This window comes from Planococcus sp. PAMC 21323, assembly GCF_000785555.1.
In the GTDB taxonomy this organism is placed as follows: Bacteria; Bacillota; Bacilli; order Bacillales_A; family Planococcaceae; genus Planococcus.
Window position 1 is genome coordinate 230,848 of the sequence record NZ_CP009129.1, and the last position, 23,468, is coordinate 254,315.

Consider the following 23,468-nt stretch of genomic DNA (forward strand, 5'->3'; position numbering starts at 1 on the left):
TTTACATTGCTTATGTAGAATTAAAAGAGACACGGAACCGTAAAATCCTGGAGGTGTGAAAATGAATCAATCAACAGTCCAGCTTACTCAAAAAGAGTTAGAGGCTTTCCATACTGGACAGATGAAAGACGCATATCGTTATTTTGGTGCGCATACAATAGGAGATCAAACAAGTTTCACTTTATGGGTTCCACAAGTGACAAAAGTATCGGTAGCTTGTATAGAACCGGGCAGTTTAAGCGAAGAGATATTCCAAATGGAGCAGCATCCTCTTGATGAGACAATTTGGCAGGTGCAAGTTCCGCGAAAGCTTACTGGATACGCCTATGAGTACATCCTCGAAACACCAAACAGTGACATTTTACGGAAATCGGATCCTTATGCTCGATCGAGTGAGAAAAGACCAAAAACTAAATCGATTGTAGCAGGAGCTTCCAAACATACGTGGTCAAAAGCTGTGTTAAACCAAAAGAAAATCCAAAACAAAAATCATTTTGAAAAACCAATGGCTATTTATGAATTGCATATCGGAACATGGAAGCGCAATGCCCAAGGAGATTTTTTGAGTTATCGTGAATTGGCAACTAAACTGATTCCTTACGTTCTGGAGATGGGTTTTACTCATATCGAAATTTTGCCGATAACAGAACACCCACTAGATGAATCCTGGGGTTATCAAACCACAGGGTATTTTGCTCCAACTAGTCGCTATGGGACCAGCGATGATTTGAAATACTTTATCGCACAATGTGCGGAAAATAAAATCGGTTTAATATTAGATTGGATTCCAGGGCATTTTTGTGTCGATGAACATGCTTTAGCACGATTTAATGGGAATTATTTATACGAAAGCGAGTTAGAGGAACGACGTATGAATCCCGATTGGGGCACTTTAAATTTTGACGTGACAAAAGGAGAAGTCGTTAGCTTTCTGTTATCGAGTAGTCATTATTGGCTAGAAGAATTTAAATTTGATGGCTTCCGGATGGATGCGCTGATTTGTTTATTATTCGTTCCGAACATAGAAGAAAGACAACCCAATCAGCAAGGAACTGATTTTCTGCAAAAATTAACGAATAACTTAAAGGAATTTCATCCCCATGTGTTATTAATTGCTGAAGATGCCTGGAACTATCCGAAAGTGACACACGATGTTGCAGATGGAGGAATCGGGTTTCATTATAAGTGGAATTTTGGATGGATGCGGGACACGCTGGACTATATGGAAGTACAGCCTTCAAAGCGCTCTGAAGTACACGGTAAAATGAACTTTTCTCTCATGTATCAATATGAAGAACGATACCTTCTAGCACTTTCACATGACGAAGTAGTGAATGGTGAAGCTTCTTTATTAAATAAGCTTCCTGGCACACTCGACGACCGATTTTCACAACTGAGGTTACTGCTAGGTTTCTGGATCGCTCATCCAGGTAAAAAACTGCTGTTTATGGGGCAGGAATTTGGTCATTTCGAAGAATGGGAATTTAAACCTGAGTTGGATTGGGCATCATTAGAAACCGAGAATCATAAAAAAATGGCGAATTTCACAAAAGAGTTATTGGGTTTTTATAAAACAGAAAAGGCCTTTTTTGAATTAGACGATCATCCGGACGGCTTTTCATGGATCGATGCAGATAATCATCAGCAAAGCGTGGCTGCATTTATCCGAAGAGGGCATATGGAAGAGGACGAATGCATCGTCGTTTGCAATTTTTCAGAGCGTAATTATGAAAATTTTAAGTTAGGGGTTCCAAAACTTACAGATTATGAAAAGATCTTCACCACAAGTAATGAAAATAGAAAAGTTGTCGTTAAGGCGTTAGCCGATTCAAGCGACGATTTACCTTATTCTATTCAAATGGATTTGCCTGCATTTACGATGAATATATGGAAAAAAAGAATGGGAGTGAAGAAAAATGAATAATAAAGTAGTTGCTATGCTTTTAGCGGGCGGACAAGGAAGTCGATTAAAATCATTAACACATACAATAGCTAAACCGGCACTTCCATTTGGTGGGAAATATCGAATTATTGATTTTCCTTTATCCAATTGCACCAATTCAGGAATTAATACGGTTGGCGTTCTGACACAATATCAGCCACATGTTCTGCATGCCTATATTGGACTTGGTACACCGTGGGATTTGGATCGTCGTAATGGAGGAGTAACCATGTTGCCGCCTTATGCCGAAATTGATGGCAACAAATGGTATGCAGGTACCGCAAGCGCAATTTATCAAAACATCACTTTTCTTCAGTCGTGCGATCCAGAATACGTATTAATTTTATCGGGAGATCATATTTACAAAATGGATTATGAAGTATTAGTGGATTATCACAAAGAACATGAGGCAGATGTAACTATTTCTGTGCTAGAAGTGCCATGGGAAGAAGCAAGTCGATTCGGAGTCATTAATGTTGATGACAAGATGACAGTGCTGGAATTCGACGAGAAACCAGAAAATCCAAAAAGCAACTTGGCTTCCATGGGAGTTTACGTGTTTACCTGGAAAAAACTAAAAGAATATTTGGAAGCTGATAATGTGAATGAAGAATCATCTCATGACTTTGGTAAAGACATTCTTCCGTCCATGATGGAAAAAGGTGAAAAAATGATTGCCTATCCATTTAAAGGATATTGGAAAGATGTGGGAACTGTTGATAGCTTTTGGGAAGCGAATATGGATTTGCTTGACTTAAATTCCGGCTTAAATTTACATGATTCCGGCTGGCGTATTTATTCTTCGAATCCTCAACTTCCGCCGCAAGTTATCAATAAAACAGGAAACGTTCAGTCTTCTATGGTAAACGAAGGTTGTGTGATCTCAGGAGAAGTCACAAAATCAATTATATTCCAAAAAGTTGTAATAGGTGAAGGAGCTTCCATCTCGGAAAGTGTCATCATGAGCGGAGTAATTATAAACAAAGGTGCCAAACTTCATAAAGTAATTGTGCCACCCGAATTTGAAGTGCCAGAAGGATTTGAGATCTTCGATCAGCAGGACGAAGTGGTTCTCTTAACAGATGAAGAAATAGAAAAATGGAAGGAGCGTGGCAAACGATGAATTTACTTGCAGTAGTAGATGCTTCTATAAAAAAAGAAGGGTTGCAAGATATAACAATGCAACGAACTGTTTCGTCTGTTCCTTTTGCTGGACGTTATCGGTTAATCGATTTTGTATTATCAAATTTAGTTAATTCAGATGTTAATACGGTTGGTGTCTTCCCATCCTACCCGCTTGCTTCTTTATTAGATCATATTGGTGTAGGTAAGAGCTGGGATTTAGACAGAAGAAAGAATGGATTATATTTTCTTCCGGTTACACAGCGAGATGGAGGAATATCGAGTGTAGGAGCATTTGCTGGATTAGAAGAACATCTACAATTTTTTACAAAAAGCAATCAACCCTACGTGGTAGTCACGAATAGCTTTGTTGTTACCCAATTAGACTTTAAAGACATGCTGGAAAAGCATATCGAGTCCGGAGCAGACTTCACAGAAGCTGTTAGCAAAGGTGTGCAATTAAAAACTTATATTTTGGCTAAAGATTTGTTGGTCGAATTACTTCAAACCTATTTAGAGAAACAAGTGGTAAGCGTTGAAGACGTTGTTAACTTAAAGAAAAGCCCATATACATTTAATGAGTATGAATACGAAGGTTACTATGCGGTTATCGATTCTATTCAAGGCTACTTAGAGGCTTCATTGGATTTATTAAATGAAGAAAAAAGAGAGCAATTGTTTCTCGAAGGTCGACCAATTTTCACGAAAGTGAAAGATGAGCCGCCAACACGCTATGTCAGTGGTTCACATGTCGAGCGTGCATTAATTGCGAACGGTAGCACAATTGTGGGGACAGTAAAGGATAGTCTCATTAGTCGAGGAGTTTATATAAAAAAAGGTGCACGTTTAGAAAGTTGTATCATCATGCAAAAAAGTACGATTGAAGAAAATTGCGATTTATCCTATGTTATTGCTGACAAAGATGTATACATTGGCGAAGGGGTAGTATTACATGGAACTTCTGAGCGACCGATTGTTTTACGCAAAGGGGCGAGTGTTACGAAGGAGGATTTATGATGAAGATTGTAATGGCAGCAGCAGAATGTGCACCTTTTGCAAAAGCTGGAGGGTTAGCTGATGTATTAGGAGCATTACCGAAAGAACTCAGCAGATTAGGCCATGAAATTACGGTTATTATACCTAAATATAGTTTGATAGCTGATCAATATACGTCAGAATTTGTTCAAAAAGAGTCTATTGAGATGCCTTTTAAAGGACAACAAAAAACATTTCGAGTTTTTGAATATGCACAAACTGGTGTCAACTATCTCTTTATGGAATATGATGATTATTTTAAACGAGATCAAATTTATGGCCAGTCGGATGATGCGGAACGGTATGCCTTTTTTAACAGAGCGGTACTTGAAATCGTTCAGCAGCGAAAACTACAACCAGATGTAATACATGTTCATGATTGGCATGCGGCGGCTACCTTATTTTTATTGAAAGAAGATTCACGATATGAATCTATTAAAGCAACTAAAACTGTTTTAACCATTCATAATCTGCAATTCCAAGGAAAGTATTCGAAAAAAACATTTCTCGAAAACTTTGAAATGGATGAACGTTATTACGACGAAGGTCTTGTGGAGTGGAAGGGCAATTTTAATTCATTAAAGACAGGTATTTTTTATGCGGATAAAGTTACGACTGTGAGCCCTACGTACCGAGATGAAATCTTAACCGATTTTTATGGTGAGAAATTGAATAGCTTTTTACAAGAAAAAGAACAAGATCTGATTGGGATTTTAAATGGAATCGATTTAGAAGTTTATAATCCTGCTTCAGATTTATCCATTGCACGGGAATTTGACGTGATGAGCATGGAAGGAAAGCAAGTGAACAAACGTGAAATTCAGTTGAAAGCGGGGCTGCCAGAGCGAGGGGATGTCCCGTTATTGACGATGATTTCAAGATTGTCAGGACAAAAAGGTATTGATATTTTACAGGAAATGCTTCCAGACTTACTATCAAATGAAGACGTTCAATTCGTTTTATTAGGATCTGGAGAAGAACAGTATGAAATGTTTTTCAAAGAACTAGACATTGATTTTCCAGGGCAAGTTTCAATTAATATAGGCTTTGATGAAGGATTTGCACATTTATTGTACGCGGGAGCGGATATCTTTCTAATGCCTTCTCATTTTGAACCGTGTGGGCTCAGTCAACTAATTTCGATGCGATATGGAACGGTTCCTGTAGCCAATAAAACAGGGGGATTAAAAGATACAGTCATAGAATACGATGAAAATCAGAAGTCTGGAAATGGATTTTTAAGTGATTTTTCCAAAGACAAGTCATTTGATAGTGCTTTACAGCGATGCCTGACTTTTTACCAACAGTCTGATCACTGGGAAGCAATCAAGAAAAACGGCATGACAGGTGATTATTCGTGGTCACGTTCTGCGGCAGAATACGCTGAACTTTATGAACGGCTAATTTAAAGGGGCGTGCCAAATATGTTTTCTTCCAAAGAAGAGTTCAAGAAAAGTTTTACGAATCGCATAGAATCTAAAGGACCAGAAAAAAGTCTGGAACTTGCTCATGAAACTTTATGGGAAATGACAAGCGAGTGGGTTCAAGAAAGTTGGAAACGTACCAACCAATTATATGAAGAAAATCAAGACAAACAACTGTATTATATTTCGATTGAATTTTTAATTGGGCGAGTGCTGGGGCAAAACCTTATGAACTTGAACTTTTACAATTTGGTCAAAGAAGGACTTGATGAACTAGGACTCGAGCTTTCTGAAATAGAAGAATTTGAAATCGAACCAGGTTTGGGAAATGGTGGATTGGGAAGATTAGCGGCCTGTTTTATGGATTCTCTTGCCTCCTTGGAATTACCTGGGCATGGCTATGGTTTACGTTATAGAGGCGGTTTATTTACCCAACATTTTGTAGAAGGTAATCAGACAGAACAACCTACAAAATGGATTAAGGATAAGAATAATATCGATACGCGTAGAGAGGATCTGGCAGTGAACATTCCTTATTATGGAGAAGTTCAAATAGTCATGGGTCTTGATGGAATGCGCACAAAAGTAGAAAATCCTGAATGGGTCAAAGCTGTACCGTATGATATACCAATTGTCGGAGCAAATGGTGGTACGGTAAATACACTTCGGTTATGGCAAGCAGAAGTTTCAGATCGTCCACTCCCTACTCATAGAGATTATGCAGTTTATGAACGTGAGACGGCCAATATTACCGATCGGCTTTATCCTGACGATTCTCTAGAGACGGGGAAAATCCTGCGTTTAAAACAGCAGTATTTACTTTGTAGTGCTTCTCTTCAAAATATTATAAGCAATCATAAAAACTCTTTAGATCAATTGCCGGCCAATATTGCGATTCAAATAAATGATACGCATCCAGCTTTAGCTGTTCCAGAATTAATGCGTATCTTAATTGATGATTTTGCTTTAGATTGGGAAAAAGCATGGGACATTACAACGCGCACTATTTCTTATACAAATCATACAATTTTGGAAGAGGCGATGGAAAAATGGGACGGTCATTTAATTCAATCGTTATTGCCAAGAATTTATTTAATCATTGAAGAAATTGATCGCCGTTTTAACGAAAGCTTAGAGAATCAAGGGAAAGACGATGAAACTCTTCGGAAATTGTCTATCATCGAAAATGGAGTTATTAAGATGGCGGTATTGGCGGTAGTGGGAAGTTATAAAGTAAACGGTGTAGCCAAATTGCATACAGAAATTTTGAAAAAACGTGAAATGAAGGAATTGAACGAGCAGTTTCCAAACAAATTTCACAACAAAACGAACGGAATTACGCACCGAAGATGGTTGATTAAAGCTAATCAAGAGTTGTCCGGGTTGATCACAGAGACAATTGGTTCGAAGTGGGTTAAAGAGCCTGAGCGCTTGAGTGAACTGCATTATTACTCTCAAAATCAAACGTTTCTTCAAGATTTCCAAGCTATTAAAAACTTGAAAAAAGAGCAGTTAATTCATCATCTTCAGCGAGATCAAAATATTATTGTCGATCCATCTTCAATTTTTGATATTCACATTAAACGATTCCACGGCTATAAACGACAATTGATGAACATTTTGCATATTCAAATGCTATACGACCGAATTAAACAAGATTCTACTTATCGACCATATCCACGAACTTTCTTTTTTGGAGGTAAAGCCGCGCCAAGTTATCACTTTGCAAAACAAGTGATTAAAATGATCAATACAGTAGCGAAAAAAGTGAATAATGATCCTTTAGTGAGACAGCATCTGCACATTGTATTTGTTGAAAATTACAATGTCACACAAGCGGAATATTTAATACCTGCGGCTGACGTGAGTGAACAAATTTCAACTGCTTCCAAAGAGGCTTCAGGTACTGGAAATATGAAATTTATGATGAATGGTGCACTGACAATTGGTACATTTGATGGAGCAAATGTTGAGATATTTGAACAAGTTGGCCAAGAAAATGCATTTGTCTTCGGAATGCGTGCAGAACAGGTGATGGAATATGAGAAAAATCAATCTTATAATCCAAAAGAAATCATTGAATCGGATTTGGAAATTGGAAAGTTAATGGAAGAACTGATTAAAGGAGATTGGACAGAAGGAAAAGCGAATGCTGACTTTATTGTGGGACAGTTGGTACATGATCGAGATCCTTATTTTGTGTTAAAAGATCTTCCGAGTTATACACGAGCACATGAGCAAATTTTAGATGCTTACGCAAATCCGGTTAAGTGGGCAGAAATGGGCGTTAAAAACATTGCTGCTTCCGGTATTTTCTCTAGTGACCGGACCATCCAGCAATATTCAGACGATGTTTGGCATTTAACGAAAGTTCCTAGTTTGTATTAGAAGCTGAAAGGGTGGCAATATGGCAGATTACGAATTTGATAATACCGATTTAACAAACTATAAAGCGGGTGGCGTGTTAGTCGGCAAAGTGGCAATTGTCACTGGTGCTAGTAGTGGTATCGGTCAAGCTGTAGCAATTGCGTATGCTAAGGAAGGTGCGAGAGTGATTATTGGGTATCTTGGAGATGACGAAGGTGCCCAAAAAACCATTGATTTGATCGAGGGTTATGGTGGCGAGGCAAAAGCGTTAAGTGGTGATTTAGGTAAATCAGAGAATTGTGACGCACTCGTTCAATTCACGTTAGCTGAATTCGGCCAAGTAGATATCGTCGTTAATAACGCCGGGTACCAATATCCGCAAACCTCACCACTCGATATTACAGACGAGCAGCTTTTAAAAACATTTGAGATCAAGGCATTCGCCATGTTTTATTTAACGCGAGCGGCACTTCCTCATTTGAAAAAAGGATCTCGAATTATTAATACGGCATCCATTAATGCTTATCGTGGGCATTCAGATTTGATTGATTACTCCGGAGCGAATGGTGCGATGGTAGCGATGACTCGCTCGTTGGCACGTCGATTAGTACGAGAGGAAATTGCGGTGAACGGCATTGCGCCGGGCCCAATTTGGACACCACTCATTACTAAAACTTTTGGAGATTTAAATCCAAATGTAGGAGATGACTTTGGTGAAGATGTACCAGCAGGGCGTCCTGGTCAACCATACGAACTCGTAAAAGCATATGTATTTTTAGCAGATCCGCAAAATTCATATATGACGGGACAATTTCTGCATATGAACGGTGGAGACTATATGTCTACTTGATAAAAGCAGTCCAAGAAAACATCTTGGTCTGCTTTTTCATATATTCTTCTATATGGTAAAATTCACTGAAGAACGGGAGTGAGTTTTTGAAAAAGAGTGTATGGATCTTACTACTACTAATTTTTAGTTTTGGATTACTTACAGCTTGTACAAAAGTGATTGATCAATCAAAAGAAGATGGCAAAGATAATCCAACAAACCAAGAAAAGAAAGAGCAGCCGATTGCTGCAGAAGATGATAAACAGCTAATGCGTGTGCATTATATCGATGTGGGTCAAGGCGATGCTACCTTATTGGAAGTCGAGGAGTTTTCACTATTAATTGATGCAGGAAATTGGAAATCAACCGAAGTTGTCGATTATTTAAAGCAACAAGAGATAAAGAAGATCGATATTGTTGTCGGGACTCACCCAGACGCCGATCATATTGGACAACTGGCTCAGGTAATTGGAGAGTTTGATGTTGGCGAGGTATGGATGTCTGGTAATCTGAGCAGTTCTGCTACTTTTACAAATGCATTGCAGGCAATCGATGCGAGTGGGACAGAATATATAGAACCTAGAACAGGGGAAGTTTTTGATGTTGGTTCTCTTCAAATTGAAGTGCTCCATCCAAGTGAAATCACCGGGTCACCTAATGAAGAATCAATATCTTTGAAAATGACATATGGGGATATCGGGTTTATTTTTACGGGAGATGCAGGGGTGAAAGAAGAGCAAGAAATGATCGACACAGGTATCGATCTCAATGCGGAAATATTGCATTTAGGCCATCACGGCTCTAATACATCCACAAGCTTGGCATTTTTAAAGGCTGTGACGCCTGAAGTTGCGATTTATAGTGCGGGAGCTGATAATTCATACGGGCATCCGCATGCTGAAGTGATTGCAGTTGTAGAAAATGAAGGAGCAGAAGTGTTCGGAACAGACGTAAATGGAACGATTATAGTAGAGACTGACGGGAAAACCTACAAGGTTGAGACGCAACAAGAAGGTGTACCTACTGAAGGACAGAATCGGTGCATTGATATAAACATTGCATCTTCAGCAGAATTACAGGAGATTTCAGGGATAGGCGAAACGTATGCAAAGGCGATTATAAACAAGCGTCCATTTGAAAATATTGAACAATTAATCGGTATTAAAGGAATTGGCCAAGGAACGCTGGATGCTATTCAAGAACAAGGCCTAGCTTGTATAGGAGGGTAATGGGATGAAAGGGATTTTGGACCGAATTGAAGATGACCTATACGCAGTCATTTTAGTAGAAGAAGAAGGACTTGAATTAATCTTACCCGCTAATCGACTGCCAGCCGGAAGCACAATCAATTCCTGGTTTAATATAGATGCAGAAGATGGACAGTTAGCCGTCACCTTAGATTATGAAACATCCTTTATAAAAACAAAGCAGGCTGAAGAAATAATGGCAAGACTGAGGAAACAGAAAAAAGGCAGTCGCTTTAAACGGGAGTAGAAAAAGTCGAGATTCTCTTAGGAGGATCTCGACTTTTTGCTTTTTAGTTTAAATCTAGTCTTTTTCAACTAACTCTAAATGGTAATCAGCTACTTGATTAGGTTTGTACAAATCTGTAATCGATGTTGAATAATCAGAAATAGATGCGTTAAATTTTGCCTCTAAAGTCGGTATACGGATACAGAAATTCATTTTATACAAGAGTGTGGCGATATGGTGATACTCTTCACTCGTTACTTTAAAGTCGAAGGAGACTTTCCGTTTTTGTTGATGAGGGCAGCTTTGGTCATTTGTCTCTTCTTTAAAATTAGAAGCGTGTATTTCGGTATCGTCAATCCATAATGTTGTTTTCGTCACTTATTTTACCTCTACTTTTCTTTTCACCGTATCATAAAAAAAACGTCAAAGCAGTAGAACAGGCTTTGACGGCTAGAGAATTTTTTAATTAGTTAGTTAAGGTTCTTTTTATGTGGTTTTCGTATGTCCGCAACGATTAAAGCTCCGACAAGAAATAGTCCGAGATAACCAATGGTCGGATAAAACAAACTGACGAGGTTTTTAAATCCAACAAAACTTAATACATAGGCAACAAGCACAACAGCAGTAATGAAAACTCGAGATTTGGTTGTGCCCATGACCACAAAGCGTGCCGAGAATGAAAAGAGCATGCTAACTGCAGTATTGTAAATCATTCCAAAAAGAATAAAGGACATAAAGATACCAAGAATAGGTGAGAGGTTATCGGCAATTAGAAGTAATGGCATTGCTGAGCTACCGACGCTGTCCACTTGTGAGAAAATCGCCAAATGACTCAAAATAATGAGGCCGCCTAGAATGAGACCACCAATGAGCCCGCCGCGTGCAGCGACTTTTTCATCTTTTTCAGTTCCACCCATAACAATCGCCATCGAAGCCCCAACGGCAATATTAAACGACACATAATTGATAGCCGATAGGAACCAATTTGACAAAGCTGAATCTTGTTCGTTAGCGGTTGAAGCTAGTGAAGCGAATGTAGCATCCATCGTGAAAAGACTGTAAGCAGCTAAACCGATCACTGCGATGATTAAAAATGGTGTGATGCTTCCAATAATGGCGATTACTTTTTTTACGTTTAACATAATCGTCAAAGCAACTAAAACCGCCATGACTGTACTGCCAAGCGGAGCGGGTAAATTGAATTGCTGAGAGAAGATTGATCCTGCTCCGGCAATCATCACAACACCTACGCCAAATAAAGTTAAAATAATAATGTAGTCGACGATCGAGCCAATTATTTTTCCACTAATTCCAAAAACAGCTTCTTTATGTGAAGTGGTTTTCATTCGACTACCAAGCCGAGTTAAACTCATTCCTAGATATGCAAATAAAGCGGTTGCAAGAATAGCGGCAATAGTTCCCATGTAGCCGAAGCTTGTAAAGTATTGGAGAATTTCTTGACCAGAAGCAAATCCTGCTCCAACAATGATACCAACAAAGGCACTTCCCATTTTCAAACTTTTCATGATGTTCCTCCTAGGTGATGGGTGGGGCATAGATGAGTTTTTTTAGTATAAAATTCTTATTTAAATATAGCAAAAAAAGGAAAGTAGTACAATTGATAAGGGAGTGAGGTTGCAAGTGTTTTAAGAAATTTATGTATTAAAGTAGATTAAATAAAGATATAAAAATAATAAAATATAGAAGAGAATACAAAAAAACATCGCCAGTAAGACTGGCGATGTTTTAGCAAATAATTAGTTTAACTCTTTATTTGCGATAATAACTAATTTACCTTTATCGAGCTCTTCTTCATAATCTGCTGCTTCTTGTGTAGTTAAACCAGCTGCGGCCATTTTAGCACGCAATTCGTCACCACGTGAAATGGTCATGTTTTTCATGCTGTCTAGGAAGCCTTGTTCTTTCATGCCAACTTCTTCTGTGTCCAATGCTTTTGTGATGTCTTTGCCACGTTTTTTATCGTGTGCAAAAATGTAAATATCATCGTGCGTGTAGCCTTGTGTTTCTAATTTCTCGATTTCTGATTTTGCTTGAAGTACGTTTTCGACTGTCATTTTTAAAGTCAATTTTATCCCTCCAAATTAATTTCTTATTACTATACATACCACAGTGGTTTAAAGCTTAAACAAAGAAACGACCAATAATCAGTTATACTAAAGAAAAGTAGAATGGGGAGTGGTTTTTTTGAAGATTATTCCGATTGGTGTTTGGGGAGGTTACCCCAATAAAAATGAGGCAACTTCATCGTTTTTAATCGAACAAGATGGCTTTCGTTGTTTAGTAGATTGTGGCAGTGGTGTATTAGGTGCTGTTCAAAATTACACGGAATTACGTGAGTTGGATGCAGTAATCATCAGTCATTATCATCCGGATCATGTTGCAGATATCGGTGTATTGCAACATGCAGCCATGGTTGGAATGCAGTTAAAAGAGTGGGATACCCCACTATACATCTATGCTCATGACAAAGATTTAGAAGAGTTTAATAAACTTTCTTATAAAGGTGTTACAAAAGGTCGTGTCATAAAAGCATCGGACACACTTGAACTTGGCCCGTGGCAAGTTACGTTTTGTGAAACAATTCACCCTGTCTATTGTTTAGCTATGAGGTTTACTGCGAACGATCGGACAGTTGTATTTACTGCAGATACCGCTTGGAAAGAGGAGTTGGTCGACTTTTCACGAGGAGCAGATCTTTTGGTCGCAGAATCGAACCTTTACGAAAAATATATTGGTATTATTGGGGGACACATGAGTGGTAGCCAAGCGGGTAAACTTGCTGAACAAGCTGGTGCCAAGCAATTATTGCTTACTCATCTTCCTCAATACGGTGAACTAAATGATATTTTAGAGGCTGCGAAATCTAGTTACAGCGGCAATGTCGAGTTTGCGAAAATTGGCAAAACCTATTCTATTTGATGGGGAAAGTTAAGCAGATAGTTTGTATATCACATGGGTTCCTTCTATTCTTTAAGTACACGTAAAGAAATTAAAATGTTGTTACTATCTAATTATTTTAAAAGCTAATTCTTTTATGATCGGTCTGGAGAAAAAAGACTGGAGGAGAATAAGATGAAAATAGGGATAATTGGGGCAACAGGCAAAGCAGGAAATTTGATCTTAAAAGAAGCGCTAAGAAGGCGTCATGAAATAACGGCAATCATTAGAGATTCACAAAAAGCAGAAAACTTAAATGTACCGATTGTAGAAAAAGATGTTTTTAGTATAACGGCCGAAGACTTAGCTCCATTTGATGTTGTCGTTAATGCATTTGGGGTACCACCTGAAAAAGCGAAACAGCACGTTGAGGCGGGAAGAATTCTGATCGATGCACTTAAAAACACCCCAAATACTCGCTTGATCGTAGTCGGTGGTGCCGGAAGTTTGTTTGTAGATGAAGCAAGAACGACTCGTTTAGCAGAAACACCTGAATTTCCTGAAGCATTCAAATCAATTGCAAATAGCCAATCACAAAACTTAGCGGATTTGGAAAAAGCAGAAGGAATCCGGTGGACATTTTTAAGCCCAGCGGCATTTTTCGATCCGAAAGGTCATCGTACAGGACATTATCAAAAAGGTGACGATGGCTTTATCGTCAATAGTAAAGGGAAGAGTTATATTAGCTATGCCGATTATGCTATTGCAGTTGTCGACGAAATTGAAAGTGGGGAACATCAAAACAGACGGTTCACCGTTGTGTCCGAAAATCATCTATAATTTCGAAGAGCCGATTTCTAAGGGAATTGGCTTTTCTATTCATGAGCTTATCTACGTTGGACAGCATTTGCCATAAAATGTTCACGTTCCTTAAGTAAACAGCGATTTGTATCATGTATAATAAGATGAAACTTGAGGTTTAAAGGTGGGAATTAACACAATGGATTTTTTATATTTTCCTGAAGACAAATCGGAGTACATCCCTGGGATTATTTCTGTCGTAATTATATTCATATTATCCGTGCTGATCGTACGGTTATTAGTTAAAGCTTCGCGTAAGCAAGTCAAAAGTTTGGAAGATCAAGGTTATCCTGTTGTTTATAAAGATGGTTTTGATGATGGAAAGTCAGAAGAAGAAATTTTTGAGCCTCAAAAAGCAGCAGATAACGCAAACGAAAAGAAAATACGTGAGAAAAAAGAGACCTGACAGCCGTCAGGTCTTTTTTTGGTTCTTTCACTAGGTGTATACTAGAATCACTTAAAGAAAACTGAGAGATGGAGGCACTGGTTATGAAAAATATTTTCGGAGGAGTACAATGGGCGGTTTTTCTAATTGCTTCTTCCATCGCAGCACCCATCGCAATAGCCAGTATTTTCGGCATGGATACGACAGATACGGCTCTTTTCTTACAGCGCACGATGTTTGTTTTAGGAATTGCTTGTTTAGTGCAAGCCTTTATCGGACACCGTATGCCGATTAATGAAGGACCCGCGGGTTTATGGTGGGGAATATTTATTGTTTATGCGGGGTTAGTCGGCATTATGTATGCCACTATGGAAGAATCTCTTCAAGCCTTGCAGAGTGGGTTATTGTACAGTGGAGTTTTATTTATCATTTTTGCCTATACAGGTCTCGTCGATAAGCTGAAAGTTTTATTTACCCCAACCATTACATTTGTTTATCTCTTATTATTAGTACTTCAAATCAGTGAGTCGATTATTGCGGGTTTATTGGGCGTTGTTTCAGAAGGCGACCCAGTGGATGGAACGGTTTTACTCGGTAGCATTATCGTTATCATATTAACATTCTTTTTCATGAATCATAAAATGCCATGGATTAGTCGTTATTCGGTGTTGTTTGCGATTGCTACGGGGTGGTTCATTTTCTGGATTCTTGGTAAATTACCAGAAACTGCAGAGAGCACTGGTAAGTTAATATCCTTGCCAGAGATGCTCGTTTTTGGACCGTTAGTTTGGGATAGTGGCATGTTTGTAACGGCTTTATTTTTAACAATTTTATTGCTTGCGAACATGATGGCGTCGATTCGCGTGATGGAGAGTATGCTAAAGAATTCCTTTTCGATTCATGTGCCTGATCGAGTAAAGCAAGCATCGGCAGCTTCTGGTATTAATCATATTGTTGCTGGGTTATTTTCATCTATTGGACCTGTACCAATCTCAGGGGCGGCAGGATTTGTTAGTGCGACTAGAACACCTTCAATTAGACCGTTCATTTTGGGAGGCTTCATTGTAGTACTAATTAGTTTTTTCCCAACACTCATGGCAATACTTGCTTCTCTTCCAGCTCCAGTAGCTTATGCAGTTATCTTTGCGATATTTACGAAAATGGTTGAGATGGCTTTTGTTGAATTGGAAAATGAAAAAAATAGGCTACATTCTTATAAAGTGGCAGCTTTCGGATTGATGAGTGGAGTGGGTATTATGTTTGTATCTCCAGAGAGCATGGCGAATTTACCTTCAGTTATCGCAGCTACTTTATCAAATGGATTGATTACCGGAACTCTTATTGCCATTTTTATAGAACAGTTATTGTTATGGAAAAAAACAGCATAAAAGAGGCTGGACGCGAGTAGTAATTGCGTCCAGCCTTTATATTTTTTAGCGCGAGCGACTGTCGGGACTACACAGCCGCTTGTGCTTTTCTAATTGTCTAGCTTCAGCGCCCAGCTCTTTGGGTCATAAGCCATCTTGGCTGTGCGACAAAGAACGTCGCTTCGCCAATCTGTCTTATGCCCGGCAGAGCTACACGGGCGCTTACGCTTTTCTATTCCGCTTCGATTTCTTCTGTTAGTTTGACCAATTCGTCGATTAGTTCGCCGATATAGGCGATGGTGTCGCGGAGTGGTTGTTCGGTCGTGACGTCCACGCCGGCCATTTTTGCAAGTTCGACCGGGTCTTTAGTGCCTCCTGCTTTCAGAACTTCAAGCCATTCATCCACAGCAGGTTGACCTTCTTTTAAAATGCGTTTAGATACTTGAGTAGAGATGGTTAAACCAGCACTATAAGTGTACGGATATAAGCCCATGTAATAATGCGGTTGGCGCATCCAAGTCAGCTCGGCACCATCATTTATTTCTACAGTATCTCCCCAGAAGTCTTCTAAAACGCCGCGTTTGATCGAATTCAATATTCCTGCATTGACGCTTTGTCCGGCATCAATGCGCTCATAGACTTTACGCTGATATGCTGCTTCAAGCAAGTGAGTGACAAAGTTATGGTAATAAGTTCTGGCAACAATTGATGAGATTACCCAACGTTTAAATTTCGGATCCTCCGAGTTTTTTAATAAGTGGTTGGCCACTAGCATTTCATTCATTGTCGAGGGTGCTTCGATAAAGTATAGTGACGGTCTTCCATTAAAGATGTTTTGTTCTTGATGCGCATGATAAAAATGTCCGGCGTGGCCAAGTTCGTGAGCTAGAACAAAAACCTCATTCATACGACCTGTCCAAGAAATTAAAATATATGGGTGATTACCGTAAGGACTTGAACAAAAAGCGCCTGTTGATTTTCCTTTGTTTTGTGCAAAATCAATCCACCGTTCAGCATAAGAACGATCGATCATTTTGAGATAATCGGGTCCCATAATCGAAAGAGCCTCATCAATATACTGTTTGGATTCAGCAACGGTAATTTCGGGTTCATAGCTTGGATCTAAGGAAATTTTCAAATCAGCAAAGGTCATGCGGTCTAAACCGTGAGCCTTCTGTAATAATTTTGCGTATTTTCTCATATGCGGAGCTAGTTCAGTTGTAATCAAATCAATCTGACGATCGTAAAGAGAACGGTCGACTTCTTGATTAAATAAAAGATAGTCAAAAATACTGTCATAACCCCGCAAGTCAGCAGTCGTTTTTTCCGTCTGCAGTTGCATATCATAAGTTTTGGCAGTAGTTTGTTGATACTCTTTTAATTTCTTAGAAAAAGTATCAAAGGCTGCACGTCTGAGTTCTGTATTTGTTTCTGCTTCCCAGTCACCTTCAAAAGAGCCATAGCTTAAAGGATACTTTTGACCGTTTACTTCAAAGTCTTCAAAATCGATATCACCCATTTTTGTTGTATTGTAAAGTCCATAAGGTGCGCTAAAAGTAGAAGAATAAGCGGCTAAGCTTTTCTCAGCTTCTGGATGCAATTGATAAGGTTTTTTACGCAATAGTTTTTTTAAGAACACACGAAATTCGGGTGTTTCTTCCATAGCTTGCTCGAGTATTTCGGTTGGCAAGGCGAGAAGTTCACTCGTGATAAAAGACAATTGACTGCCGACTTTGGCAGCAGTAGATCCGAATTTACTCGCTTGTAATTGGGCTTCATCATTAGTTTGATCTGTACTAGCTGTTAAATTTGCGTGAGTACTCAATAAAACCATTTTTTCCATAAAAGTCATATACGCTGTTAAAACTAAAATGATTGTTTCTGTATCAACAATTGTGCCTTGGAAGTTTTTGTTTAAAGCTTCTGCTTGTTGTTCTAAGTCTTGTAATTGTTGATCGAAATTAGGTGAACTGCTAATTAAACTAGATAAATCCCATGTTTCTTCTATAGGAACAGCTGAGCGTGCAGGTAAACTTTTAACCAACTAAATCTCTCCTCTATGTATTACGGATTTCGAACTAATTATTAGTATAATAGGCAATTGAAGAAATGTAAAAATAATAGTTGTGAATATAAAAAAAATTTAAAAAATAGGTTTAACTTTATTATTAGATTGGGTACTATATAAATACAAGGCGGAATTACCGTTGAAAGACACGACTGGATTCGATTCAGAATCGCCTTTTAACGAGAAACTGCACAGCCTTGGCGGGAAATTTGCTTTACTGACGATATTCACTCTTGTCAGGAACCATAGTTAATCAGGTTTCTATCCGGAAAGTGTTTCAAACAGTAAGTTGTAAGTTTTTTGTGGAAGTGCAATTGAAAGCCTGACTGCAGAACCAAAAAATTCACTGAGAAGTATATGTGAACCTAATTGCCTTATTGGCAAATGACAGTCAGTGTAACTAAACTGCAATGACGAGAGTTTCGTATTCGTCAGAGATTTTCAGTTTGTAGAAAGAATTTAATAAGATTTTCCGCGTGCAAAAGATCTCTCAGGATTTTCGAGAGATGGAAAAAGGAAGAGGCATGATCTGATGAAAAGGATCATGCTTTTTCCTTTGGATTTTGAACTATCAGATTTTTTAGTGTAATCTGTTGTATATAGTAATTTTTAGTATGTTAAAAAGGGGAATCAGTTATGGGAGAACATTCAGTAGTCGCGATACAAGACGAGTATGCAGAAGATTTTGCGTGGTGTTATGGTTGCGGTCGACTCAATAAAGAAGGACATCAATTTCGGACAGTCTGGAATGGTGAAGAAACGGTAACTTTGTATGAGCCGAAAAAAGAACACACCGCTATTCCAGGATTTGTTTATGGTGGCTTGATTGCCTCTTTAGTAGATTGTCATGGAACAGGCTCAGCTTCTTTGGCACTTCACCGAAAAAACGGCTTTGAGCCAGGTAATGGCGTAGCGCCGCCGCGGTTTGTTACCGCTTCTTTGCATGTTGATTATTTAAAACCAACTCCTCAAGGCATTACGTTAAAGGCAGTTGGGAAAATAGAAGAAATTCATCCTAAGAAATTTAAAGTAAAAACAGAAGTTTACGCGGGAGATACACTTTGTGCAACAGGAGAAGTAACGGCTGTCGTTATGCCAGCTTCCTTTGCTAAATAACTTGGAAAAGCCATAGAAGGAGTGCTTGATGATGGTAGAGAATAAAAATGAAGAAGAACAAATTGGACACACAGAAGCAACAGAAGTAGTTGAACCTGAAATTGAACCGGTTGAAGAAGAGTCAAATGTCGATGAGATGTACAGCAATATAGCATCTAATCGATATGAAAACTTACGTACAAGCCACATTGAACAAAGAGCAAAAGAGTTGAGAAAACGAACAAAATAAAAGATCAAGTGTGTTTACACTAGACCTTTACATTTTTTCAATTTCTTCTGACACCACAAAAGCCAAATCGTCATTACCGAAAAGCTGCAGAACATCCAATAAGGTGTGGTGGTCAATATCTAATTCCTCAGCATCTGCTTGCTCAATTGCATCAGTCAAAGTGGGATTTTGAAATTGGCCAGGGTATGCACGCTGATAAAGTTCGGCTGGATCTAGGTTGTAATTTATACACCATTGAACGAAAAGTTGTACCATAATTTGTTCATCTTGCTGGTATTTTTTGATAATATATTCATCTCGATTATCGTTGTTCATGTAGAGCACCTCCACTGTAAAAGTTTGATGATAAATAGCATACCAAACAATTCGAGTGCCTGCATGGACTTCTATCGACTTTTCCTCTAGAATAAAACCATGGCAATGATAGTATCGGAGGGTTAATGATGAAATTACTTCAAGTAAGAAAAGGACAATTTGTTTATTACCAAAACGAGTTACACAAGGTGTACTCTGTAAAACCACTGGCTAAAAAGTCAGTATTAATGTTCCGTGTTAAAGATATGGAGCAAGTAGACTGTAAAGCTGAAGAAATTACACTTTACAAACCGAAACACATGGATTCCTTCTTATTTTTCGGATCTAAGTATACGCTACTTGAGAACGAACCAGCTGAAGAAGGCGGTTATATCCTAATCACGAAACCAGACCCGGATTATATGGATCATTATTCGTTGAACGAATTTGAAAAAGTAGAATCGGTTGAAGGTAAAAATGTAATCACAACGCGTCAAAATACAGTGAAATCAAAAGAATTTCTTGTTATGTCTCCTAATGAAGTAGCAGGAAGCAATGATATTATTTATCTTGATAAATCTAAAGTTTCGACTGAACAGTTAGAAAAAGATGCTCAACTAGAAGAAGTATTGCGTGAAAAGAGTGCAATTCGTCCTTCTATCGGAGATGTTTACTTGAACTTGGACAACACAGGAACTGCGATGGTAGTAGCAATTGTTGAAGAAGAAGTAGTTCTAGGGACTGGAGATCGACTTACTTTCCATCAATTGTACAAAGCAGATAACTGGAGTTATTTATATAACATCAACGATGGTGAATTTAGACAATAATTAGCAAAAGGCGGCCTTTAGGGGACGCCTTTTTTTAGATTAAATTTTAAAATAGAGATGTTTAATTTCGAGAATGGGGTATGGAAGAGCATAAGAGGTGAAGAAAATGGATGAATTAGCAAAAAAGACGATTAATCAAATTGAAAAGGTATTTGACGTACCAGCTGGTTTTCGGCGAGCTCATGCTAGAGGGAAAAGTTATCTAGCTCACTTTACTGCGACAGGATTTGCTGACCATTTTACCAAAGCTGCTCACTTTCAAGGTGGCGAAACGAAAGCGTATGTACGTTTTTCACATTTTTCACCAGATCCGAAATGGACCGATGCAATGTCTCCTGTAAAAGGAATGGCTGTTCAATTTCTATTGCCAAGCGGAGAAGTGACGAATATTGTAGGAGTAACCTCACCGATTTTCTTTGCCAAAACACCTGAAATTTTTAGTGAAATGCTGGGTGTTGTGAAATCTTTTAAAAAAGGTAAGCCTAGCTTAAAAGAATTGGGTGGTTTATTAGCAGATTATCCAGAAAGTGGAGCGATGATTAATAACATCCGAAAAATGCAGGCTCCTTCTAGTTTTGCTACGGGTCAATACCATGCAATTCATGCTTTTTATTTTATTAATGAGAAAGGTCAGCGGCAGCCTATTAAATACCTCTGGGAACCAGAGGAAGAAGTAGAGACCTTATCACCGCTTGATGTGGTTTCCTTGTCTACAGGTTCCTTTGAAAAGGAAATAGAAGAACGTGTCGCAAAAGGACCTGTGAAATTCCGTTTGGATGTTCTATTAGGACAACCAGAAGATCCCACCGATGATCCGACAAAAGAATGGCCCCAAGATCGAGAGAAAATAACTTTAGGAACTTTAACAATCACGGAAGCTACAGAAGAAGCAGAAGATATAGTCTTTGATCCAACTCTTGTAACAGATGGAATTGAATGTTCAGAAGATCGGATTTTGAATTTCCGTCATCATGCGTATCAAATTTCTCATCAACGTAGAATTTCAGAAAGATAAAAAGCACAGCCTATTGAAACAGGCTGTGCTTTTTTCATTTTTTGTTTTTCATTAATTCTAACTCGGCGTTAAGTGCCTTAAAGAGGGCAATTACTATCAATATAATGACGAAAGAGAATGGTAGAGCCGCAATGATGATCGTGTTTTGAACCGCTGATAATCCACCTACCGACAAAAGAATAGCTGCAATTGTCGACTGTGCAATTCCCCAAAGAATCTTGATTTGATTGCTTGGCAACAACGAACCGCGCGTCGATTGCATGCCTAATACGAAAGTAGCGGAATCCGCCGATGTAATAAAGAATGTAGTCACGAGTAGAATTGCGACCAGTGACAAGAAGAATCCGAAAGGCAACTCATTGAACATCGCAAACAAAGTTTGTTCTGTTGGGAAAGCCGTCAAATCAACTCCAGTTTTCTGCAGGTTGATCGCAGTGGTTCCGAAAGTCGCAAACCAAATAGAGCCGAAAAGCGTTGGGGCAATTACGACGCCTGCAAGGAATTCGCGAATCGTGCGTCCTTTAGAGACGCGTGCAATAAACATACTGACAAACGGAGCCCAAGAAATCCACCATGCCCAATAAAAGATTGTCCAACCGTCTAACCAGCTACGGTATTCCGTATCCAATGGTGCAGATTTGAAACTTGTGCTAATTAAGTTCTGGATATACTCTCCAAAAGTTTCGGTAAACATGTTCAAGATGAGAAGCGTGGGACCTAGTATTAATACCAATATTAAGAGCGTAACCGCTACAATCATGTTGACATTGGATAAGTATTTAATGCCTTTGTTGAGTCCAGACCATGCAGAAATAATGAACAAAACTGTTACAGCGCCAATGATGATCATCTGAACCCAGTTTTCCTGAGGTGCACCGAACAAATAGGCAATGCCGCCGTTAATTTGAGCTGCGCCAAAACCAAGTGATGTAGCTACGCCAAATACTGTCGCAAATACAGCGAGCACATCGATGAAAGTCCCTAAAGGTCCATTCATTTTATCACCAAAAATCGGTTTTAAAGTTGATGATATTAATGCGGGTTGACCTTTTCTAAATTGGAAAAAGGCTAACGACAAAGCAACCATTCCGTACATGGTCCAAATGTGAATACCCCAGTGATAATAGGTGCGTTGCAAAGACTCTTTAAATGCTTCATCTGTCCCTGGGTCAGCTGTTGGGGGGCTAACAAAATGTGACAGTGGTTCGGAAGCGCCGTAAAAGACGAGTCCTATACCCATCCCCGCAGAGAAAAGCATCGATATCCAACTAAATGTAGAAAACTCCGGGCGATCCGAGTCTTTTCCGAGTCGGATTTTTCCGTATGGGCTAACCATGATGATACCAACAAAAATCATTAAGAAAGCCATGATCAGTAAATAATACCAGCCAAACGATGTATTAATATAGTTGCGAATCGTTCCTGTAGTAGTTTCAAAGAGTTCAGGTGCAATGACACCGAAACTAACTGTTAAAATAATCAGTGCAAATGTGATGTAAAAGACTTTCGAAGCTTTTTTCATAAATCCTCCTGTAATAATGTTTTTAACATAGTTATTAAGGTTACCTAAAAGCCCTCCTGTAGTCAACTAGAGGAAAGGCTACATATCCCATTCGTTCATTTGTTCTTCTTCTGTTACCACACGCAAGTCGTCTCCTGTAATGGTTAAGACTTGGTATTCATTTTTTTCTGCATAACGCTCGGCTTCTTTTTTAATAAATTTTGGCGAACCATCAGTTTCTTCATCATAAAGAATTAAGATGCCGTCAGAGTTACGTAAAAAGAATTTATTTTTCTCGATAAATTGCCAAGGTGCTTCGTAAGGTTTGCTCGTTAAGCTTCGATGAAAATCGGCATTTTCGATGATCATCCGATAATTTTCCTGCTTTGTTTCATTCCACCTTTTTTCCTGTTCAAGAAAAGGCGTCAGCACCGCATATTTCAATTGAGGAAATTCTACTTTCATATCAAGAACCACTTCTGCAGCCCAAGTTTCAACACCTAACTGCCCGCTTAAAATAACCCACTCCAAGCCTTCATCGAGCAAAGTGCGAAATCGGTTTTTTAACGCTTTTTTAATAAAGCGAATACCTGGATTTTTTTCATCGAATATACCGAGTTCATGCTGTTTATAACCGGTAACTACCAGTCGTTTCAACAATTGATCAACCCCTTTCAACTCGCACAGTATTAGTTTACAGGAATGAGGAGAG

The 23,468-nt window shown here is 38.8% G+C and carries 23 protein-coding genes; 16 read left to right on the plus strand and 7 right to left on the minus strand.

The annotated features are described in order from the left end of the window. Positions 1-61: 61 nt before the first annotated feature. The 8 genes from glgB to PLANO_RS01315 all read left to right on the plus strand — a co-directional run bounded on the left by glgB (position 62) and on the right by PLANO_RS01315 (position 10,213). Entirely contained in the window at positions 62-1,924 is a 1,863-nt protein-coding gene (gene glgB, locus PLANO_RS01280; RefSeq protein WP_038702257.1) for a 1,4-alpha-glucan branching protein GlgB, read from the plus strand. Further along, a complete protein-coding gene (locus PLANO_RS01285) occupies positions 1,917-3,065 on the plus strand; it encodes a glucose-1-phosphate adenylyltransferase (protein WP_038702259.1) in 1,149 nt (382 codons plus the stop codon). Before glgB ends, PLANO_RS01285 begins: the two co-directional genes overlap by 8 nt. Next, complete coding sequence (locus PLANO_RS01290; RefSeq protein WP_038702261.1) at positions 3,062-4,081, plus strand: GlgC family sugar phosphate nucleotidyltransferase; 1,020 nt, start codon at positions 3,062-3,064, stop codon at positions 4,079-4,081. The genes PLANO_RS01285 and PLANO_RS01290 overlap by 4 nt, the downstream gene beginning before the upstream one ends. Continuing rightward, entirely contained in the window at positions 4,081-5,508 is a 1,428-nt protein-coding gene (locus PLANO_RS01295; RefSeq protein ID WP_038702263.1) for a glycogen synthase, read from the plus strand. Before PLANO_RS01290 ends, PLANO_RS01295 begins: the two co-directional genes overlap by 1 nt. Positions 5,509-5,523: 15 nt before the next feature. Next, positions 5,524-7,911 carry a glycogen/starch/alpha-glucan family phosphorylase gene (gene glgP, locus PLANO_RS01300; RefSeq protein ID WP_038702265.1) on the plus strand — a complete coding sequence of 796 codons (2,388 nt, stop codon included), beginning with the start codon at positions 5,524-5,526 and terminating at the stop codon, positions 7,909-7,911. 19 nt (positions 7,912-7,930) lie between these two features. Next, positions 7,931-8,740 (plus strand): SDR family oxidoreductase, encoded by an 810-nt coding sequence (locus PLANO_RS01305; RefSeq protein ID WP_038702267.1) that lies wholly within the window; start codon positions 7,931-7,933, stop codon positions 8,738-8,740. A gap of 86 nt (positions 8,741-8,826) precedes the next feature. Next, complete coding sequence (locus PLANO_RS01310; protein WP_038702269.1) at positions 8,827-9,948, plus strand: MBL fold metallo-hydrolase; 1,122 nt, start codon at positions 8,827-8,829, stop codon at positions 9,946-9,948. Positions 9,949-9,952: 4 nt separating this feature from the next. Then, entirely contained in the window at positions 9,953-10,213 is a 261-nt protein-coding gene (locus tag PLANO_RS01315; RefSeq protein ID WP_038702271.1) for a DUF3006 domain-containing protein, read from the plus strand. 54 nt (positions 10,214-10,267) lie between these two features. On the opposite strand, the gene PLANO_RS01320 is transcribed toward PLANO_RS01315, so the two are convergent. The 3 genes from PLANO_RS01320 to PLANO_RS01330 all read right to left on the minus strand — a co-directional run bounded on the left by PLANO_RS01320 (position 10,268) and on the right by PLANO_RS01330 (position 12,279). Continuing rightward, entirely contained in the window at positions 10,268-10,570 is a 303-nt protein-coding gene (locus PLANO_RS01320; protein ID WP_038702273.1) for a DUF3219 family protein, read from the minus strand. A 92-nt stretch (positions 10,571-10,662) separates the two neighbouring features. Continuing rightward, a complete protein-coding gene (locus PLANO_RS01325; protein WP_197053097.1) occupies positions 10,663-11,718 on the minus strand; it encodes a YkvI family membrane protein in 1,056 nt (351 codons plus the stop codon). Positions 11,719-11,949: 231 nt separating this feature from the next. Beyond that, positions 11,950-12,279, minus strand: coding sequence for a YflT domain-containing protein (locus PLANO_RS01330; protein ID WP_038702275.1), 330 nt, complete (start codon positions 12,277-12,279; stop codon positions 11,950-11,952). A gap of 118 nt (positions 12,280-12,397) precedes the next feature. Between PLANO_RS01330 and PLANO_RS01335 the strand changes: the two genes are divergently transcribed. From PLANO_RS01335 to PLANO_RS01350, 4 genes are all read left to right on the plus strand, one after another. Then, positions 12,398-13,132, plus strand: a complete 735-nt coding sequence (locus tag PLANO_RS01335) for an MBL fold metallo-hydrolase (RefSeq protein WP_038702277.1) — start codon at positions 12,398-12,400, stop codon at positions 13,130-13,132. A 153-nt stretch (positions 13,133-13,285) separates the two neighbouring features. Further along, the gene (locus tag PLANO_RS01340; protein WP_038702279.1) at positions 13,286-13,930 is read left to right on the plus strand and encodes an NAD(P)-dependent oxidoreductase; all 645 of its coding nucleotides are present in this window, start codon (positions 13,286-13,288) and stop codon (positions 13,928-13,930) included. 160 nt (positions 13,931-14,090) lie between these two features. Next, complete coding sequence (locus PLANO_RS01345) at positions 14,091-14,357, plus strand: hypothetical protein (RefSeq protein WP_038702281.1); 267 nt, start codon at positions 14,091-14,093, stop codon at positions 14,355-14,357. Between the two features lie 83 nt (positions 14,358-14,440). After that, positions 14,441-15,724: a purine/pyrimidine permease gene (locus tag PLANO_RS01350; protein WP_038702283.1), complete on the plus strand. Its 1,284-nt coding sequence runs from the start codon at positions 14,441-14,443 to the stop codon at positions 15,722-15,724. 211 nt (positions 15,725-15,935) lie between these two features. Here PLANO_RS01350 and pepF read toward each other — a convergent pair whose 3' ends face one another. Continuing rightward, positions 15,936-17,747 carry an oligoendopeptidase F gene (gene pepF, locus PLANO_RS01355; RefSeq protein ID WP_038702285.1) on the minus strand — a complete coding sequence of 604 codons (1,812 nt, stop codon included), beginning with the start codon at positions 17,745-17,747 and terminating at the stop codon, positions 15,936-15,938. A 660-nt stretch (positions 17,748-18,407) separates the two neighbouring features. Here pepF and PLANO_RS01360 point away from each other — a divergent pair. Together PLANO_RS01360 and PLANO_RS01365 are read left to right on the plus strand one after the other, a co-directional pair. Further along, positions 18,408-18,887, plus strand: a complete 480-nt coding sequence (locus tag PLANO_RS01360) for a PaaI family thioesterase (protein ID WP_038702286.1) — start codon at positions 18,408-18,410, stop codon at positions 18,885-18,887. A 31-nt stretch (positions 18,888-18,918) separates the two neighbouring features. Further along, positions 18,919-19,116: a hypothetical protein gene (locus tag PLANO_RS01365; protein WP_038702288.1), complete on the plus strand. Its 198-nt coding sequence runs from the start codon at positions 18,919-18,921 to the stop codon at positions 19,114-19,116. A gap of 27 nt (positions 19,117-19,143) precedes the next feature. On the opposite strand, the gene PLANO_RS01370 is transcribed toward PLANO_RS01365, so the two are convergent. After that, complete coding sequence (locus PLANO_RS01370) at positions 19,144-19,431, minus strand: hypothetical protein (protein WP_038702290.1); 288 nt, start codon at positions 19,429-19,431, stop codon at positions 19,144-19,146. A gap of 128 nt (positions 19,432-19,559) precedes the next feature. On the opposite strand from PLANO_RS01370, the gene PLANO_RS01375 reads away from it, so the two are divergent. Continuing rightward, entirely contained in the window at positions 19,560-20,240 is a 681-nt protein-coding gene (locus PLANO_RS01375; protein WP_038702292.1) for a hypothetical protein, read from the plus strand. Between the two features lie 106 nt (positions 20,241-20,346). Beyond that, on the plus strand, positions 20,347-21,255 hold the full coding sequence (locus PLANO_RS01380) for a catalase family peroxidase (protein ID WP_038702294.1): 909 nt from the start codon (positions 20,347-20,349) through the stop codon (positions 21,253-21,255). Between the two features lie 34 nt (positions 21,256-21,289). Here the strand turns inward: PLANO_RS01380 and PLANO_RS01385 are convergent, their stop codons facing one another. After that, positions 21,290-22,777 carry a glycine betaine uptake BCCT transporter gene (locus tag PLANO_RS01385; protein WP_038702296.1) on the minus strand — a complete coding sequence of 496 codons (1,488 nt, stop codon included), beginning with the start codon at positions 22,775-22,777 and terminating at the stop codon, positions 21,290-21,292. A gap of 78 nt (positions 22,778-22,855) precedes the next feature. Further along, the gene (locus PLANO_RS01390; RefSeq protein ID WP_038702298.1) at positions 22,856-23,416 is read right to left on the minus strand and encodes an SLOG family protein; all 561 of its coding nucleotides are present in this window, start codon (positions 23,414-23,416) and stop codon (positions 22,856-22,858) included. Positions 23,417-23,468 lie beyond the last annotated feature (52 nt).

Bases quoted from the DNA above. Each gene is read 5' to 3' on its own strand.
- glgB (WP_038702257.1), top strand. From the start codon at position 62: ATGAATCAATCAACAGTCCAGCTTACTCAAAAAGAGTTAGAGGCTTTC.
- PLANO_RS01285 (WP_038702259.1), top strand. From the start codon at position 1,917: ATGAATAATAAAGTAGTTGCTATGCTTTTAGCGGGCGGACAAGGAAGT.
- PLANO_RS01290 (WP_038702261.1), top strand. From the start codon at position 3,062: ATGAATTTACTTGCAGTAGTAGATGCTTCTATAAAAAAAGAAGGGTTG.
- PLANO_RS01295 (WP_038702263.1), top strand. From the start codon at position 4,081: ATGAAGATTGTAATGGCAGCAGCAGAATGTGCACCTTTTGCAAAAGCT.
- glgP (WP_038702265.1), top strand. From the start codon at position 5,524: ATGTTTTCTTCCAAAGAAGAGTTCAAGAAAAGTTTTACGAATCGCATA.
- PLANO_RS01305 (WP_038702267.1), top strand. From the start codon at position 7,931: ATGGCAGATTACGAATTTGATAATACCGATTTAACAAACTATAAAGCG.
- PLANO_RS01315 (WP_038702271.1), top strand. From the start codon at position 9,953: ATGAAAGGGATTTTGGACCGAATTGAAGATGACCTATACGCAGTCATT.
- PLANO_RS01325 (WP_197053097.1), bottom strand. From the start codon at position 11,718: ATGAAAAGTTTGAAAATGGGAAGTGCCTTTGTTGGTATCATTGTTGGA.
- PLANO_RS01340 (WP_038702279.1), top strand. From the start codon at position 13,286: ATGAAAATAGGGATAATTGGGGCAACAGGCAAAGCAGGAAATTTGATC.
- PLANO_RS01345 (WP_038702281.1), top strand. From the start codon at position 14,091: ATGGATTTTTTATATTTTCCTGAAGACAAATCGGAGTACATCCCTGGG.
- PLANO_RS01350 (WP_038702283.1), top strand. From the start codon at position 14,441: ATGAAAAATATTTTCGGAGGAGTACAATGGGCGGTTTTTCTAATTGCT.
- PLANO_RS01360 (WP_038702286.1), top strand. From the start codon at position 18,408: ATGGGAGAACATTCAGTAGTCGCGATACAAGACGAGTATGCAGAAGAT.
- PLANO_RS01365 (WP_038702288.1), top strand. From the start codon at position 18,919: ATGGTAGAGAATAAAAATGAAGAAGAACAAATTGGACACACAGAAGCA.
- PLANO_RS01370 (WP_038702290.1), bottom strand. From the start codon at position 19,431: ATGAACAACGATAATCGAGATGAATATATTATCAAAAAATACCAGCAA.
- PLANO_RS01375 (WP_038702292.1), top strand. From the start codon at position 19,560: ATGAAATTACTTCAAGTAAGAAAAGGACAATTTGTTTATTACCAAAAC.
- PLANO_RS01380 (WP_038702294.1), top strand. From the start codon at position 20,347: ATGGATGAATTAGCAAAAAAGACGATTAATCAAATTGAAAAGGTATTT.
- PLANO_RS01385 (WP_038702296.1), bottom strand. From the start codon at position 22,777: ATGAAAAAAGCTTCGAAAGTCTTTTACATCACATTTGCACTGATTATT.